This is a genomic window from Marinoscillum sp., assembly GCF_965229915.1.
Classification (GTDB): domain Bacteria; phylum Bacteroidota; class Bacteroidia; order Cytophagales; family Cyclobacteriaceae; genus Marinoscillum.
Genome location: NZ_CBDDJZ010000001.1, coordinates 2810618 through 2827659, shown reverse-complemented (window position 1 = coordinate 2827659; position 17042 = coordinate 2810618). Strand labels below are relative to the sequence as shown.

Sequence of the window (17042 nt, the reverse complement as noted above, 5' to 3'; positions counted from 1 at the left end):
AGAGATACTAGTACTCATCATCGGAATTTATGGAACACGTGAGAAGCATTAAGAATAAAGCAAACATTCTTAGCTACGGATTCACCGTTTTGGTAATTCTTGCTTTATCGAGTTGTCATTCAGAAATCTCAGAAAACAGCACAGCTAATTTACCCGATCCACTTGAGGCCGGCTGGAATGGCGAACGTGTATGTGAGGTGTTGAAAGAAAACGAAGAGTTACGGATTCTTAAATGCATTTTCCCAGCAGGCGTAGGACACGAAAAGCACTTCCATTCGCCGCATGTTGGTTATACGTTTGTTGGTGGAAAATTCAGAATGATCGATTCTAGAGGAACTCGTGAGGTTAATGTACCAGAAGGGTATGTATTTGGCAGTGATTCCATATCTGTTCATGAGGTTCTCAATATTGGAGATAATACAGCTGAGTTCTTGATCATTGAATATAAATAAAAAAGCCTCCCCAATATTGGAAAGGCTTATCCTCTTCATAACAATACTACTCCTTAAAAATTGATCGGTACGCTAACCATCGTGTTTTCCCAACCAATCACCATGTTGGCTCCCGTGTCTGTTCCTTCAAATACAATCGCCATAGCCTCTACCATTTCAGGGGTTTTTTGAGTGGGTACGGTGATTTTAGCTACCGTGCTTTCTTCTGGTTTGAAGGCATACTGGCCCCAATTATCCTTATCCGTGCTGAAGTGGACTTCCCAGTTTTCCTTCTGAGGAACTGCATAAATGGTATATCTACCAGCCTTCAGCTTGGTTCCACCTACAGTTACGTCCTGGTAAAAAAGGATTTCAGTCGACTCATTAGCCCCCACTCTCCAGATTTCACCATACTTTACCAGGTTGCCAAATACTTCTCTGTCTTTGGCCTGAGGTCTGGAGTATAATACACGTATTTTTGGTTCACCCGCTTTTTTCTCTTCCTCTGTTTTAGCAAAAGCGCGGAATGCTGCACGGTTAGGGTAATAGGCAGCATCCATCGGGCTAGCATCCATTTTTGGAAACTCCTGCGCATAAGCAGATCCAATGATCAAAAAAGCCGCAATCAATAGTAAGTTTTTCTTCATCAGTGACATATCGTTTTAAATTGTAAGGTAAGAACTACCAAACAAATGGTTTGTTTGTAGGATGACAAATTGCCAACCTTGTGTATCAATAAAATGCAACAATGAAACCCAGTGACTTCAAAACCCATGTGATCCAGGCAGTGGATAGCTTGCTACGACTAAACGAAGACGATTTACCCGTTCTAAAAAGCAATGATCCTAGGCAAGTCAAGCAAACGATTACAGAGGCCCTACCCATTCACTCCCTATCTTTTGATACATTGATGGATGATTTTGAACAGAAAATCGCTCCTTATCTCAACCACAATAAAAGCCCAAACTATGCGGCCTACATTACTGGTAGTGGAAACCCCGTTGGTGCCATTGCCGAACTGATCAAAGGGTACCTCAACCAAAACGGCCTCAAGTGGAATAACTCCCCAATTGCCGCTGAACTCGAGCAGCTGGTAGTAAAATGGGTCAGTGATTTTTGCTTGCTTGCAAATCACAAAAAGGGAGTTCTCACTTCTGGAGGCTCCATGTCCAACCTAATGGCCTTGCATTTTGCCATGGCCAGCAAGTTTCCAGAAAGAGAACATCACGGGTTATATGGTCAAAAGCCCTTTACGGTTTATTGCTCAGAGGAAACGCACAGCAGCATCGAGCGAGCGATGGTTTTTCTGGGGCTGGGGCGGAGTTATCTTAGAAAGATTCCTGTCAATGAGCAATTCCAAATTCGTGTGGACTTACTTGAACAGGCCGTAAAAGAAGACATACGTTCAGGCCTTCAGCCGCTGGCTATTGTGGGAAATGCGGGCACCACCAACACGGGATCCATTGATGATCTCGCAGCACTTGGCCTGTTGGCCAAGAAATATAAGGTGTGGTATCATGTGGATGGAGCTTATGGATTGCCTGCAATCCGAATCTCAGAGCTAAAAGAAAAATTCAATGGAGTCGAACTAGCTGATTCAATCATCGTGAATCCACACAAATGGATGTACGTCCCCTTCGAAGCAAGCTGTGTTTTGGTTCGGGAAATTCCCAAAGCCATTCATTTTGCTCCCAATTACTTAATGACCGAAAATGCGGAAGCACGGTGGGAATCCTCGGAGCACACCATTGAACTGTCCAAAGAATTCAGAGCACTGAAAGTGTGGTTTACGCTGAAATATTATGGTGCTAAAAAGCTGACAGAGTTGATCCAGCAAGACATTCATCATACTGCATTATTCGCTAAGGCACTTACAGAAAAGGGTTTTGAGGTGGTTCCATTCCATGACTTGTCCATTCTCTGTTTCCGAGCAAAAGGCGATGATGAATCCATTGCTGAAAAGCTAAATGTCGAATTGTTAAGTAAAGTAGAAAAAGATGGCAGCATCTTTTTAACAGGTACTAAGCTCTATGGAAAAACCTATTTACGGACCTATTTTGGAAATCCGGAGAGAACAGCGGCTGATGTCGAATACATGGTTGACCAATTGATCAAATTACTGCATTCTGTCACAACAAATGAAAGATGAACTCATCAAGCCATGGTCGCTACCTCATCCGATAATACTTGCCATCCTGAAACTGGTAGTTGATATTTTCAATGGAAATACGAGTCTTGCTCAAGTCTTCGATATCTGTATCCAATGTATGAAGGGTGAAGCCGTATTTCCGGGCCAGCGTCAGATAGTCTGTATTGATTCCCTTATCTGTATGACAAAGAATGATTCGTAGATTCCCCGTAAACCTTGCCAGCATAGCCTCATCTCGAGGAAACGAATAATTATCGGCTATCATGACAATCTCTCCAGTCGGCCGGGCTTGGTTCATTCCAGCCATCAGGGCTTCAAAGTTATTTTCTGGCAAATCTCCTCCGCCTCCATTACGCATGGCTTCAAACATTTCAGTCCTGACTTCTTCAAACGATGAAGTATATGCATAATAGAGCCCTCCCGTCTGACCAATTACTTTTTGGTTGGTGGGCTTATCATTTCCATCATTGAAAAATACGTAGTGCTTCGGGATGCTATCATTCTTCAACTTGAGCCATTTCAGCAAATCCGCGGTAAACGGATACATGCTAGCAGTGACATCTACTACATACAGTTCAGGGTTCCACTGGTTGCGCTGGAGTGTTTTGGCTACTACACGCTTCTCTACTTTCGGAATCAATTCAGCAAAAGATGTATCCATGTCATAAGCCACGCATTGGGAGTATTGCTGCAGCATTTGGTATTCTTTGATCAGGTTTTCAGGTATTTCAAACCCGGTAATGTTTACACTTTCTCCACGCAGTGGAAAACTGACATAGCCTTTGGCCTTTACACCATACTGCTTGCGCCCAATGACAATACCCCGATTCCATTGCAAAACATACTGCAGTCGCTTAGCCAAATCATTCGGACATGGAAACAAGGATCCTTTCACCAACACATTGGTCGGCCTGCCTTTGTAGTCCATGTCTGCTTCGAAAAACACCCGACCTTTATAGTCTTCGTTACATCTGTAGAGCTTGTCTAGCCGATCAGTGAGGTATTCACTCGAGTAATTTGACTCTGGATAGAGGCAATCAATCCGGTCATAATTGATTTGAAGGCTCTCCTGGTTTTTCACGATCAACCGATTCAGCTCCCTCAGCTCGGATTGGATGCTATCTATTTCCTGCCTCGTGGTTTCTTTGGTGAAGTAGTCTTCATAGTAAATGACAAAACCATGAAAGAACTTTCCACACTGAGATGAAGAGCCACACCCTGTCTGGCCAATAATGTTCCACTCGAAAAACTGATTCTCAACTATGCGTGGATTAATTCCAATAAGGGCCTGAAGTCTGGCTAAGTCCAGTTGCCTCTGATCAAACTGGTCGCTCTCTCTGAAAGTAGTGTAAACCAGGTCTATACGAATGATTCTTCTATCTGTAAATGGAATTTGCTGGACCGTCTCCTTGGAGAAGTTTGAAGCCAACACCAAATGCTCGTAGATTTCATCTGGGGAATAGGTAGAAACCGTGCTGTGTTTTGCTGACTGATAAACATATTCGGCATCCGATAGCTGCGCTTTGACCACTGAAAGCGGGAATGTACACCATATACAAAGAAGGATATATCGCAAAAGAGTGAATATTTGATGTCTACGTCGAAAACTATCAACGAAATTATCAAACCAAAAATTCTGTTCCCATCTTTATAAGGTAAAGTAGTAGCTCACCTTGGTATGAAGATATTATATGTACATCAGTATTTCAAAACACCTGATGAAGGTGGATGTGTCCGCTCTTACCACCTGGCCAAAGGATTGGCTAATGCTGGCCATGAAGTATTGATGCTTTCTGGACACAATAATAAGTCTGGCAGAGAGGAGCTAGATGGTATCCAGATACACTATTTCAAAATTCCTTATCGGAATGAATTTGGGTTTGTCAGAAGGGTTTGGGCTTTTCTCCGGTTCGTTTGGAAATCAAAACAATTGATCAATCAACTATCTCAGCGATTCGATCTGGCCTACGTCATGACTACTCCGCTTACCACCGGCCTTATAGCCATGCATGCCAAATCCAGATTAAATATCCCTTATTACTTCGAAGTAGGCGATTTGTGGCCGGAAGCCCCAATCAAAATGGGCGCGGTTAGAAACGAATTTTTAAAGCGATTCCTTTACCAGTTTGAAAAAAAATGCTACTTCGAGGCACAAAAAGTTATCGCATTATCACCAGCCATCCGCAACTACATAGAAGTAACAGCGCCGGAGACCAAGGTTCATGTAGTCACCAATTTTGCCGATACTGATTTCTATGAGGCTACCAGAAAAATTCAGCAGTTCAGTACTGACAACCCATTGAAAGTCGGGTACTTTGGTACGTTTGGTCCAGCCAATGGGTTGAATGCGTTACTCTCGGTGGCCAAAACCTGTCTTGAGTTAAAGGTTCCTGTTGAATTTACCCTTATGGGTGACGGTAAAGAGTACGACACCATTAAAAAAGCTACTAAAAGATTTACCAACGTCCGTGTCATTCCATTTGGAAATGCGGAGCAGGTGAAAGAAGAACTGGAAACTCAAGATGCGGTTTACGTCTCATTCAAAAACCTGGAAATCCTATCAACCGGTAGTCCAAATAAATTTTTTGATGGGTTGGCTGCAGGCAAATTGATCGTGATGAATTTTGGTGGATGGATTCGCACTTTAGTAGAAAGAAACAAATGTGGCTTTTACCACGACCCATCGGACGCGATGGAGTTTATTCGAAAACTTAAGGTGTTCATCCAGGACCCAATACTACTCCAGCAATATCAGAAACAAAGTAGAGCACTCGCCGAATCCTACTACAGCAAAGAACTACAAGTAAACAAGCTGCTGAAAATCCTCAACAATGAGAAGCACCTCAGTGTCAGCGACTCTGAGGTTTATATCCTGACTGCATAAAAATCTTTTCATTGTCGGTCTCCATTAGCAACGAGTTGATATCTACGTCATTCTTCTCCATGTAACTATTGACTATCTGCCAGCCAACCCATGCTCCAACTCTTCCCGGGCATTTCTGGTTGATTTCATAGATGTTTGGTCGCTCACCCAGGAACTTTCTTTTGGTAATGTGGCTGGTTTCGTAGAGAATTTGGTTTTCCAGCAATGTGGCCCAGATCACCGCTTCATTGTCATTGATCAGCTCCATGTCTTGTGGCGTATAGCCAAGCAAAATGGAATCCGGCGTGCACGGCAGCAGCCTTTGGGCCAGATAGTAGGTTTTCCCAAAATCGATCATTTCAGAAAGCAGGGTTGGCTTTTTCCCTGGTAGAACCAGCTGGCCAGAGAGGTACTTAACAATGATGCTCGACAGATGCTCTTTGTCATACCTGCTCAAAATATAATAAGGGATCTGCTGTGGTTTGTACGTGGCTTCATCACCGATAAAAAAATCCAACCCGACCACAATCAAGGTGTCAGTAATGTAAATGTCTTTGTACAAACCAGTAACGATTGTTTCTAACCGTGGAGTCTTAGTTTCTGGATAGATCGCTTGCAGCTTCCCAAAGGCCAACTCCAGTTCCGTTACCATTTCATTGATGCTAGCAAACTCCGCAGATGCCTCCTGATACAGTGTATCCATTCCCGGATTTTGAACAAGCGTCATGAGCTTTTCGGCTAAAATGGTATTAGATGGGTATTGTTGGGCGTCCAGAAAAATATCCGCCACGCTTTGGTTTGCATCAAGAAAGCTTTCTATTTCTTCTACTGATTTGGACGAAAAGAGTCGCTCTTCCAGCCGACCAACCTCAATGTCCACCGGCTGTGCTACCACATCATTATCATGCTGACAAGCATCATCACCACAACCAATAAATAAAAGGCCAAAAATCATTATGATTACTGAACGCATAGGTCTTAATTTTAAGCTGTCAAATTTAGCACTTCTATGGAGTCCATGAGGATTCCACGAGTCAGGATTTTAAATAGAACCGCATGAGAAAGATTTTAGTACTTCTGGTAATGATTGTTTTGAGTTTTCAATATGCCAGCGCACAATCCAAACTCGGTCTTAAGTTTTCTCCAGCGATTTCCTCGAACAGGGTTTCTCTCATTGACTCACTCTATGATGTGGAGCCATACAATAACACATTTAAGTTTTCTATTGGCCTGATTTACGATCATGAACTCACCGAAACTTATTTTCTAAGCACCGGATTGGTTTTCGTTCCCAAATATGTTGGGTTCCAGGTGAGTGAAGAGCAGGATCAGCCAAGTGCCAACTATACCAAGAACAACATTGAGGAGTATAGACTCAACTACCTGCAGGTTCCTATTTCTCTTAAATTGTTTACCAATGAAATTCAGCCGGATACTCGTATATACTTCCAGGTAGGAATGGCTCCAGAAATCAAAGTGTTTAGTGAACCTCTGGAAGAAGACTATGACCTCATTGAAGAATTTAGAACCATCGACGCTACCATCCTATTTGGCGGAGGTGCAGAATACCGGGCCGGTATCAACACCACCTTGTTTGCAGGGTTTACTTACCAGCGAGGCTTGGCCAATGTGATCAAAACCGAGACTTTCGGTTTCCAGGAAGAACTCTTTCTCCGTAGTACGCTCGTATCTTTAGATATCGGAATTAAGTTCTAAATCAATAAAAAACCCATCCACAATCAAGTGAATGGGTTTTCTCTATAGTATTATCTTCTCTATTTAGTTTCAATCATTTCTCCGCGATTGTTGAGTACTTGGTACTCAGTCAGTGCCAATGAACTATCCTCAATCAGGTTGACCCACTTGAGATATTTCAAATACCACTTCACTCGCTTGGAGAAAATTCCTTTGGTAAAATAGGCATGTAAGTATGGATGAAGCGTCACGTTAATCTTCTTCTCGTTCATGGAAGTAAGAATGTAATCCAGAGTCTTCTCCACCTGATCGGCTATAGAGATAGCAGCTGAAATCTGACCCGTTCCACCACATGCAGGACATACCTCCCGGGTGGCTATATTCAATTCAGGTCGTACTCGCTGACGAGTGATCTGCAACAAACCAAACTTAGACAATGGAAGTACCGTGTGCTTGGATCGGTCGCTCTTCATCTCCTCCTTGATGCGGTCATAGACCTTGCGTCGGTTCTCCGACCGGCGCATATCAATGAAGTCCACCACGATGATTCCACCCATATCTCTTAGACGAAGCTGTCGAGCAACTTCTGCAGCAGCTTCCAGGTTCACTTTTAGAGCAGTAGTCTCCTGATCATCCTCTTGATTAGACTTGTTACCACTGTTCACATCGATCACGTGCAGTGCCTCGGTGTGTTCTATGATCAGGTAGCCACCATTAGCGATGCTCACTGATTTGCCAAAAGAGGTCTTTAGCTGCTTTTCTACACTAAAGGATTCAAAGATTTTGACCTTGCTCTGGTAGAGCTTGAGCAATTTCTCTTTGTCCGGAGCTATTTTCTGAATGTACTGCTTGATCTCCTCATGGAGGGTCTTGTCATCTACGACAATGCTGTCGAAAGATTCATTCAATACATCTCGCAGGATAGAATTGGCTCGGTTCATTTCACCGATTACCTTATCTCGAGGCTTAGCTGCTTTCAGGTTTTTTATACCATCTTCCCAGATTTGAAGCAGGTTGCGCAGATCTTTATCAAGCTCTTTGACGTCTTTCCCTTCAGCAACAGTCCGGATGATTACTCCAAAGTTTTCTGGCTTGATTGAGCTTATGAGACGGCTCAGCCTTTTGCGTTCGTTGGAGTCTCCTATACGTTTCGATACATTCACCGCTTTGGAAAACGGCACCAACACCAGGTATCTACCGGCTATTGACAACTCGCATGAAAGTCGAGGCCCTTTTGTGGAAATTGGTTCTTTGACCACCTGCACCAGAATCTTCTGGTTTTTGGTGAGAACCTGGTTGATTTTACCAAGCTTGTTGATATCCGGCTCATGTTTGAACCCCGTCAGCTTCCAGCTAACGTTTTTGTTCAAGCCGATCTTGGTAAATTTATTGAGAGACTGGACCTGTGGGCCCAAATCCAAATAGTGTAAAAATGCATCCTTTTCGTACCCAATGTCAATAAATGCAGCATTGAGTCCCTGGACTACTTTTTTTACACTACCTAGATAAATGTCTCCAACGTTGAATTGGTTTCCATCTTCTTCGTGATGGAACTCAACCAGTTGTTTATTCTTAAGAAGGGCAATCCGACATCCGTTTTGAGTTGAGTTGATGATTAGTTCATTACTCACTTCACTCAAGTTTAGATGTCAAATAATTACTTCTTCTTGTGTCTGTTCTTTCTCAGTCTTTTCTTTCTCTTGTGAGTAGCAATCTTATGTCTCTTTCTTTTCTTACCGCAAGGCATAATCTTAATGTTTTAGTTACTTAAATATTTTCTAATTCTTTTATCAAACTTGATGCAGTAGCCTTTAATGCAGGGTCAGCATCCGAATTACTGATTAATTTTTCGAAAACGTCTTTGGCCTCAGCTGCTTTGCCGCCCTCAGATAGGGAAACACCGTAGTAGAAGAGTGCTTCATAGTCCGTGGAGTCAATCTCCAGAAGGTTGGTAAATCGCTCTTCAGCTCGGTCGAACTGTCCTGAACGAATTGCTAGCAACCCCAGATTAAGAATAGCTTCTCTGTTTTCCGGTTCTGCTGCCAGAACTTCTCTCAGCATCTGCACACCCGCCATTGGGGTTTCAGTTGTCATGAGGGTCATGGCCAATTTATTTTTCAAAAAGGTATTCTGTGGGTCATCTACCAACAGATCTTCCAAATTCTCTCTAGCCTTCAATGCCAGCTCTTTTGACACTTCAGGATCTGTGGTCGACTGAAATGCCTGATAGTAAATCAAAGCTGCTTTCTCTACCGCCTCTCGTGATCCATCCAATGACAAAATCAGTCGTGCATATCTCGCTGCACTATCTGCCATTTGATACTTCAGCGATAGCCTGGCCAAAGAGTCCGCAAAGTTAACACTTTTTTTTATTTCCTCCGACTCCTTAAGTTGCTGTCTTAGAGTCGCAAAGCGTGCTTCATCTTCACTGGTGATGGAGAAGTCGTGAGTCTCTACTTCTGTAGTGGTTTCGTTTTCGACCACTACTCTGGGAAGCTGATAGATCAGAACGACTGCTAATACCGCCCCAACGATCAAAAAAATCTGCTGGCGATTCATCTAAGCTACTTCAGCTTCGAGCTGTTTTTAATTTTCTCAGTAAAGATTTTTGATGGTTTGAAACTTGGTACGTAGTGCTCGTCGATTACTATAGCCGTATTCTTAGAGATATTACGGGCGATCTTCTTCGCTCTTTTCTTATTCACAAAACTTCCAAACCCTCTCACGTAGATGTTATCACCGTCAGCCATCGCATTTTTAACCGTAGTAAAAAATGCTTCTACTGTTGCTTGAACATCCGCTTTGTCGATACCAGTCTTATCTGATATCTCATTGATCACATCCGCTTTAGTCACTTCTTTCTCTTTTAATTAATATTGATCCCTTAATTTTCAGGCGCCCAAATTTAATTTTGGTCAGGGTAAATAAAAAACGAAAGTTCATATTTAAGACAAATACTTGACTCGAACAGAGAATCCTTTCAGTAAAACGCTAATTAGTTGGTATTCAAAGGCTAAGAGGGACTTACCCTGGAGAAACACCAAAGACCCTTATAAAATTTGGCTTTCGGAGATTATCCTCCAACAAACACGTATAGAACAGGGACTGCCGTATTACGAACGTTTTGTAGACCATTATCCGACCGTGGCAGATCTGGCCAATGCTGATCAGCAGGACGTTCTCAAACTTTGGGAAGGACTTGGTTATTACTCACGAGCCAGAAACCTGCATGCTACCGCTCAACATGTGGCTGGAGAACTAAATGGATCATTTCCTCAGAACTATGCCGGACTGATCCAGTTAAAGGGAGTTGGGCCGTACACCGGAGCGGCTATTGCCTCTTTTGCTTTTGAAGAGGCTGTACCAGTTGTTGATGGAAATGTGTTTCGTTTTGCGGCTCGCTACTTCGGCATTGAACATGACATTGCCGAAGCAAAAAACCGAAAGTTCTTTGAGAAGGCTCTTGCTGAGGTGATTTCTCCCAATCAACCAGGAGAGTTCAACCAGGCTATCATGGAGTTTGGAGCCACTGTTTGCACGCCCACTAATCCGAAATGTGAAGCATGTCCTTTTCAGGGAAGCTGTTATGCCTTTGAACATAAATGCCAGACTGCTCTTCCTGTGAAATTGAAGAAGGTGAAAGTGAAAGAGCTATATCTCAACTACATCATCTATGAATACAATGGACAAACCCTTATGAAACGCCGAACTGAAAGCATCTGGAATGGTTTGTTTGAGTTTCATTCAGTGGTATCGCCTGATCGTATGGAGCCTGAGGATGTTCTCAGTCAGCTGCCAGCAAGTAACTTTACTGTGCGTAGTGTAGACGGGCCAGTCAAACATCTCTTGAGTCATAGAAAACTGTGGGTTCGTTTTTATCATCTGGAGCTCAATGAGTCTGCCAATCTGGAAGCTCTAGCCAAAGAATTAGATTTAGCTATTTATAGCTGGGAAGAAGTATTAACTTTGCCTCGACCAAAAGTCATTGTAAACCATTTGCAACGAGTGGTATTTTAATTTATTTTTAGTTCATGGCAGGAGTTAACAAAGTAATCTTGGTAGGTAATTTGGGTAAAGACCCAGAAGTACGTCATTTAGAAAGCGGTGCTGTGGTCACCAGTTTCCCGATTGCCACTTCAGAAACATACAAGGACCGCACAACTGGCGAGCGTCGTGAGCAAACCGAATGGCACAACATTGTTCTTTGGAGAGGTCTTGCAGAAGTAGCTGAAAAGTACCTCAAAAAAGGCGACCAGGTTTACATAGAAGGAAAACTCAGAACCCGTTCCTGGGAAAAGGACGGAATCACTCGATACACCACAGAAGTGGTTGGTGATAACATGACCATGCTGGGCAGCAGAAGCAGCGGTGGAAACTCCGGTGGCATGGGTATGGAAAATCAAGCTCAACCGGCAAGTACAGCAAGTAGTACTCAAGGTGGTAGCTCTTCAATGGATTCTCCGGTAGACGAGGATGCGACTGATGATCTGCCTTTTTGATGTTTAACTAAACTACACCTATTTGGAGACGGCACTAGACGATCCTTATCCCTCGATCATTTTTCTGGCAATTTCACAGCTTCCCATTTCATTCTATCTGATCAATGGGGTCGGGATTCTATTGTTACTACTGGTTTCCGGTTTGGTTTCTGGGTCTGAAGTAGCTTTCTTTTCATTGACTCATGATCAAATACAAGAAGCTAAAAATTCACCGGCCAAAAACGACCAGCACATTACACGGCTGGTTCTGGATCCGAAGCGACTTTTAGCGACTATTCTGATATTGAATAACCTGGTGAATATCTTCATTGTGACCATTTCCACGTTTGCCACCTGGCGAGTGGTGGGAAGTAAAGATGCCGGAGGAATAGTGATAGTGGTACTTACTGTTTCGATTACTGTGCTCATTATCTTCTTTGGTGAGATTGTGCCAAAGGTATATGCCAATCACAATGCTATGAGCTTTGCCAGGTTTACCGCTCCTATTCTTTCTTTTTCTGATCGGATTTTGAGGCCCATCTCCTGGTTGCTTATGACTCTGAGTAATGTGATCGAAAAAAACATCGAGCGTAAAGGGTACAATCTTTCGGTAGATGAAATCAACCATGCACTGGAAATAACAGCTGAGAAGGAAGCCACCGAGGAAGAAAAAGACATGCTGAAAGGTATAGTGAATTTCAGCACACTTTCTGTCAAGCAGGTGATGAAGTCAAGAATAGACATCACAGCGATTGATATTGAGACAGACTTTCACGATCTGATGGACAAGGTGAATAAAACGGGGTATTCCCGAATTCCTATTTATACTGAAACTATCGATAAAATAGATGGTATTCTGTACATCAAAGACCTGCTCCCTCATCTGGATAAAACAGAAGACTTCCAATGGCAAACACTCTTAAGACCTGCATTCTTTGTGCCTGAGAGTAAGAAAATCGATGACTTGTTCAAGGACTTTCAGGAAAAGCAAGTGCACATGGCCATTGTGGTGGACGAGTACGGTGGCATTTCAGGCTTGACTACTCTGGAAGATGTGATTGAGGAGATCGTTGGTGAGATCAACGATGAGTTTGATGAGGACAATGATATTGCCTACAATAAGCTGGACGCGAATACGTACATCTTTGAAGGGAAAACATCGTTGAATGACTTCTGTAAAATTACGGGTGAAGATGCTGCTAGTTTTGATCAGGTGAAACGTGAGAGTGAATCCCTCGGAGGTTTGCTACTAGAGCTGAACACTAAACTGCCCCACGCTGGAGAGAAAATCAACTTCCGCCATTTCTTATTTACGGTGGTAGCGGTAGACCAAAAACGTATCAAACGCGTTAGGGTATTCATCTCCTCTGAGAAAGTAGGAACGGTAAAAGAATTTGAAGACTGATGAAGTACTGGATTGTTATTGTTTCCATTTTGACATTGGTAAGCTGTGGATCCTCCGATTACATGCCCAAGCCAATGGGTTATAATCGCATCGACTTGCCCTCACATGATTACCAAACTCTGGCAGATACCTTTCCCTACTGGTTTGAATATTCCAGCCATGCAAAAATTGTAAAAGACAGTTCGTGGATCTCCGAGCGCTACTGGATCGATGTGTACTATCCTGAACTAGATGCGACTATCCAGCTGACTTACAAACCGATCAAAAATCAGGATCAGTTGATGCAGGAATACTACAGCGATTCCTATAAGCTCACAGCTCAGCACAATGTGAAAGCTTATGCAATCGAAGAAAAAGTACTTCAGCTTCCTAATGGAGATTATGCCTCCTTCACAGAACTAGAGGGTGAAGTGCCAACTCAGCTACAGTTTCATGTCTCGGATAGTAGCATGCACTTTTTGCGAGGTGCCTTATATTTCAAAACGGCCACCAAAAACGATTCGCTTGCTCCAGTGATCCGATGGATGAAAGAAGATGCTTTGCATCTGCTGGAAACCTTGAAGTGGGAATAATTGAAACTATTTATCTAGATGTTCCTTAATAGTATCTGATATAGATCTTTCGCTATAACCACTCTCTATACCTAAGCGTATTTCACTTCTCAAGGACTCAAGTTTTTCCGCGGGAGATTGATGGGGCTTATTAACCTCTTTTTCATAATACTTTAGATAATCAATCTCTTACTCAATTACTTCACTAAAGGTTAATTTAGCGGCATGCAATCTTTTTTTGAGCGAAGTATTGAATTCCTAAAAGGAGTTGGACCTCAGCGGGCCGAGTTGCTCAATAAAGAGTTAGGCATATTTAAGTATGCAGACCTGATCCAGTACTATCCCTTTCGGTACGAGGACCGCACCAAGTTTTACAAAGTCAACCAAATCCGCGAAGACCAGCCATTCATTCAGATCATTGGGAAATTCATTTCGTTTCAGACTATTGGTGTTGGGAGAAAGCAACGGCTGGTGGGTGTTTTTGGCGATGAAACAGGGACTGTAGAACTGGTCTGGTTTCAGGGCATCAAATGGGTACAAGGCAGACTAGGAATCGGTATTCCTTACATCGTTTTCGGAAAGCCCTCTCGATTCGGGAGTAAATACAACATCGCTCACCCGGAAGTGGAACCGCTCACTGAAAAATCCAGACAAGGAAGTTATCTCCAACCAGTTTACAATACCACTGAAAAGCTGAAACGCAAGTTCATTGATAGCAAAACCATCAACAAGATGATGAAGATGCTGCTGATCGATGCGGTCAACCACATCAATGAAACTTTGCCTCCTCAGATTATCCAGCAATACAAGTTGATGGACAAAAAGTCTGCGCTAATTCAGATTCACTTTCCCAAAACCGGTCCGGAACTACAGAAAGCCCGATACCGACTCAAGTTCGAAGAGCTTTTCTACATCCAGCTGCGCCTCCTCAAACTCAAGATTACCCGAATCGATTCGTTTCCAGGCATTCGGTTTAACAATAGTGAACTACTAAACACTTACTATAAAGAGCACTTGCCGTTTGAGCTCACTGGTGCACAAAAACGCGTAGTGAAAGAAGTTTATCAGGATTTCCGCTCCGGCAAACAAATGAACCGTCTGGTACAAGGTGATGTAGGTAGTGGTAAAACGATGGTCGCGTTCCTCAGTATGCTAATCGCCATCAGCAATGGAACGCAGTGCGCCTTCATGGCTCCAACCGAAATCCTTGCGGAACAGCACTTCAAAGGATTAAAGGAATACGCTGATTTACTAGGGCTGCATATTGCCCGTCTTACTGGGTCTAGCAAAAAGTCGGAGCGTAAAGTGATCGACCAAATGCTTCAGAGCGGCGACCTGCCTATTGTCGTAGGTACGCATGCTTTGCTGGAAGATAATGTAAAATTCAAGAATCTTGGTTTGGCCGTGATTGACGAGCAACACCGATTTGGTGTGGCTCAGCGTGCTCGCCTTTGGAAAAAAGGAAATAAAAACCATCCACACATCCTGGTGATGACTGCTACTCCCATCCCAAGAACTCTGGCCATGACGCTTTATGGGGACCTGGACATTTCGGTGATTGATGAATTGCCGGCAGGTCGAAAACCTATTAAAACCTACCACATGCGGGATAGCCATCGACTGAAAATGTTTGGATTCATCGAAAAGGAAATTGAAAAAGGCCGTCAGGTGTACATCGTCTATCCGCTCATTGAGGAGTCCTCTACTTTAGATCTCAAAGATTTGATGGATGGATATGAAAGCATCAGTCGTCGGTTTCCCAACTTGCAGCTTTCTATCGTTCATGGGCGCATGAAGGCGGAAGACAAAGAATGGGAAATGCAGCGCTTTGTGAAAGGCGAAACGCACATCATGGTGGCTACTACGGTAATTGAAGTTGGGGTGAATGTCCCAAACGCATCGATTATGGTGATTGAAAACGCGGAGCGTTTTGGTTTGTCGCAACTGCACCAGCTCAGAGGACGAGTGGGACGTGGAGCTGAGCAGTCATTCTGTATTCTCATGACGGGAAACAAGCTAACCACCGAAGCAAAAACCCGGGTGCAAACCATGGTAGATACAACGGATGGATTCAAAATAGCCGAAGTAGACTTGAAACTTCGCGGACCGGGTGATCTGATGGGCACTCAGCAAAGTGGGTTGATGGATTTGATGATTTCTGATCTGGGAAAAGACACAGAGATTCTGAAACTAGCCAGGTCAGTAGCTACAGAAGTTTTGAACAAAGATCCTGATTTGATCGCTCCAGAAAACGCATTGATCCGAAGGCAAGTGGATGCCCAGCGAAAGGGAACGGTGAATTGGAGTCGGATTAGTTAGTCAGTGAATGGGTAGACCGGTGATCAGTGAATCGGTGTATGACGAGCACTATTTAACATTCACAACTTTCGTCCTCCACGGTTTGAAAGTTAGTTTGGAGTTTGAATTTGATTGGATCATTTCCACATAAGATGTCTCCCACAAAATTAGCTCTTAGCTCACCCGGTGTTGATGCGTAAATACATCCATTTGGATTATTTTCACAGCATTCATTTGGGTTAATATCAAAATCACGAATGGAAAAAGAATGGGTATCAAAGTAACACTTTGAAAAATCGTTTCTATCCTGGACATAGGAGTTTATTGAATCCAGAAGAAATGAATCTTCTGAAACCATCATTTCAATTGTTAAATAATATTCATCTATAGCTAAAAAGTAAGAAAGCTAGATAGTATTCTTGATGCTATCAACTTCAACTGTTTCCCATGCTCTTCCACTTTTTGAGACCTCCCCAACGATTACTGAATAGTCATCAAATTGAGCACATCTTATTTGACAATCCGCTCCATTTCCATTCCACCCGCAGTAACAACTTTCAAGAGCTATCAAGCCTATAAAAAGAAGAATAATAACAATAATCCTCATGCCTTAAAAATAACGGGTTTGCTTAATGTTTAAACAATGTTCAACGATAATTAACCAAACATCTTTAACTTCCGATTAATCACTCATAGACAGTCAGATGAAAAAACAATTCGTCAAACTCCTTGAAAAACAAATCGATAAACTGGAAGCAGAAGACTTTGATCTGGAAGCCTGGAAAAGTTCGTCTATTTCTATCCTAACAAGAATATTTGGAGAAGATAGCCCAAAGGTGAAGCAAATTGATCAGTTAAAGATCGACTATTCGTCCTGGGCACTGAGAGACAGCAACTCCCAATACAAACCGGTGGAGTCGTGCAAACGCAAAGGCAGGGAGATCCTATCCACGGCGATTGATGAGATCGATACTTTTGGTGTGCCCACCAATGGTCCTTCTGATTTACTAAAGGAATATTTTGATGATGAGGAAGTAAAAATCCTTCTCTCTGAGTCTGGAGACAAAACCTCAGTCATCTCAAAACTCAAAAAGAAGGATTTAGAAAAACTCGTTTTAAAATTGTTAAACAGATAAGCAACTGCGAAGATCCCGAAATACATTCGAGATGAC

At 42.9% G+C, this 17042-nt stretch carries 16 protein-coding genes; 10 read left to right on the top strand and 6 right to left on the bottom strand.

Annotation, left to right across the window (positions count from 1 at the left end):
- Window positions 1–29: 29 nt before the first annotated feature.
- Window positions 30–452: a hypothetical protein gene (locus tag ACO067_RS12105; protein WP_421874451.1), complete on the top strand. Its 423-nt coding sequence runs from the start codon at window positions 30–32 to the stop codon at window positions 450–452.
- Between the two features lie 53 nt (window positions 453–505).
- Here ACO067_RS12105 and ACO067_RS12100 read toward each other — a convergent pair whose 3' ends face one another.
- Window positions 506–1078, bottom strand: a complete 573-nt coding sequence (locus ACO067_RS12100) for a DUF2911 domain-containing protein (protein WP_421874449.1) — start codon at window positions 1076–1078, stop codon at window positions 506–508.
- A gap of 101 nt (window positions 1079–1179) precedes the next feature.
- On the opposite strand from ACO067_RS12100, the gene ACO067_RS12095 reads away from it, so the two are divergent.
- A complete protein-coding gene (locus tag ACO067_RS12095; protein WP_421874447.1) occupies window positions 1180–2580 on the top strand; it encodes a pyridoxal phosphate-dependent decarboxylase family protein in 1401 nt (466 codons plus the stop codon).
- Between the two features lie 19 nt (window positions 2581–2599).
- Here ACO067_RS12095 and ACO067_RS12090 read toward each other — a convergent pair whose 3' ends face one another.
- Window positions 2600–4156 (bottom strand): hypothetical protein, encoded by a 1557-nt coding sequence (locus ACO067_RS12090; RefSeq protein ID WP_421874445.1) that lies wholly within the window; start codon window positions 4154–4156, stop codon window positions 2600–2602.
- 102 nt (window positions 4157–4258) lie between these two features.
- Here ACO067_RS12090 and ACO067_RS12085 point away from each other — a divergent pair, with 102 nt between their 5' ends.
- Window positions 4259–5464, top strand: coding sequence for a glycosyltransferase family 4 protein (locus ACO067_RS12085; RefSeq protein ID WP_421874443.1), 1206 nt, complete (start codon window positions 4259–4261; stop codon window positions 5462–5464).
- Here ACO067_RS12085 and ACO067_RS12080 read toward each other — a convergent pair.
- A complete protein-coding gene (locus tag ACO067_RS12080) occupies window positions 5430–6416 on the bottom strand; it encodes a gliding motility lipoprotein GldB (RefSeq protein ID WP_421874441.1) in 987 nt (328 codons plus the stop codon). The genes ACO067_RS12085 and ACO067_RS12080 overlap by 35 nt on opposite strands.
- 83 nt (window positions 6417–6499) lie before the next feature.
- Between ACO067_RS12080 and ACO067_RS12075 the strand changes: the two genes are divergently transcribed.
- Window positions 6500–7159, top strand: a complete 660-nt coding sequence (locus ACO067_RS12075) for an outer membrane beta-barrel protein (protein WP_421874439.1) — start codon at window positions 6500–6502, stop codon at window positions 7157–7159.
- A 59-nt stretch (window positions 7160–7218) separates the two neighbouring features.
- Here the strand turns inward: ACO067_RS12075 and ACO067_RS12070 are convergent, their stop codons facing one another.
- The 3 genes from ACO067_RS12070 to ACO067_RS12060 all read right to left on the bottom strand — a co-directional run bounded on the left by ACO067_RS12070 (window position 7219) and on the right by ACO067_RS12060 (window position 9993).
- Window positions 7219–8769, bottom strand: coding sequence for an Rne/Rng family ribonuclease (locus tag ACO067_RS12070; RefSeq protein WP_421874435.1), 1551 nt, complete (start codon window positions 8767–8769; stop codon window positions 7219–7221).
- Between the two features lie 136 nt (window positions 8770–8905).
- A complete protein-coding gene (locus ACO067_RS12065; RefSeq protein ID WP_421874431.1) occupies window positions 8906–9697 on the bottom strand; it encodes a tetratricopeptide repeat protein in 792 nt (263 codons plus the stop codon).
- A gap of 5 nt (window positions 9698–9702) precedes the next feature.
- Window positions 9703–9993 carry an HU family DNA-binding protein gene (locus tag ACO067_RS12060; RefSeq protein WP_421874428.1) on the bottom strand — a complete coding sequence of 97 codons (291 nt, stop codon included), beginning with the start codon at window positions 9991–9993 and terminating at the stop codon, window positions 9703–9705.
- Window positions 9994–10096: 103 nt separating this feature from the next.
- Here ACO067_RS12060 and mutY point away from each other — a divergent pair, with 103 nt between their 5' ends.
- The 6 genes from mutY to ACO067_RS12030 all read left to right on the top strand — a co-directional run bounded on the left by mutY (window position 10097) and on the right by ACO067_RS12030 (window position 17006).
- The gene (gene mutY, locus ACO067_RS12055) at window positions 10097–11155 is read left to right on the top strand and encodes an A/G-specific adenine glycosylase (RefSeq protein WP_421874426.1); all 1059 of its coding nucleotides are present in this window, start codon (window positions 10097–10099) and stop codon (window positions 11153–11155) included.
- 14 nt (window positions 11156–11169) lie between these two features.
- Window positions 11170–11637, top strand: a complete 468-nt coding sequence (locus ACO067_RS12050) for a single-stranded DNA-binding protein (RefSeq protein WP_421874423.1) — start codon at window positions 11170–11172, stop codon at window positions 11635–11637.
- A 22-nt stretch (window positions 11638–11659) separates the two neighbouring features.
- Entirely contained in the window at window positions 11660–13021 is a 1362-nt protein-coding gene (gldE, locus tag ACO067_RS12045; RefSeq protein WP_421874420.1) for a gliding motility-associated protein GldE, read from the top strand.
- Window positions 13021–13593 carry a gliding motility lipoprotein GldD gene (gene gldD, locus ACO067_RS12040; RefSeq protein WP_421874418.1) on the top strand — a complete coding sequence of 191 codons (573 nt, stop codon included), beginning with the start codon at window positions 13021–13023 and terminating at the stop codon, window positions 13591–13593. The genes gldE and gldD overlap by 1 nt, the downstream gene beginning before the upstream one ends.
- A gap of 204 nt (window positions 13594–13797) precedes the next feature.
- Window positions 13798–15891, top strand: a complete 2094-nt coding sequence (gene recG, locus ACO067_RS12035; RefSeq protein WP_421874415.1) for an ATP-dependent DNA helicase RecG — start codon at window positions 13798–13800, stop codon at window positions 15889–15891.
- A gap of 683 nt (window positions 15892–16574) precedes the next feature.
- Window positions 16575–17006, top strand: a complete 432-nt coding sequence (locus tag ACO067_RS12030) for a hypothetical protein (RefSeq protein ID WP_421874413.1) — start codon at window positions 16575–16577, stop codon at window positions 17004–17006.
- The last annotated feature ends 36 nt before the right edge of the window (window positions 17007–17042 follow it).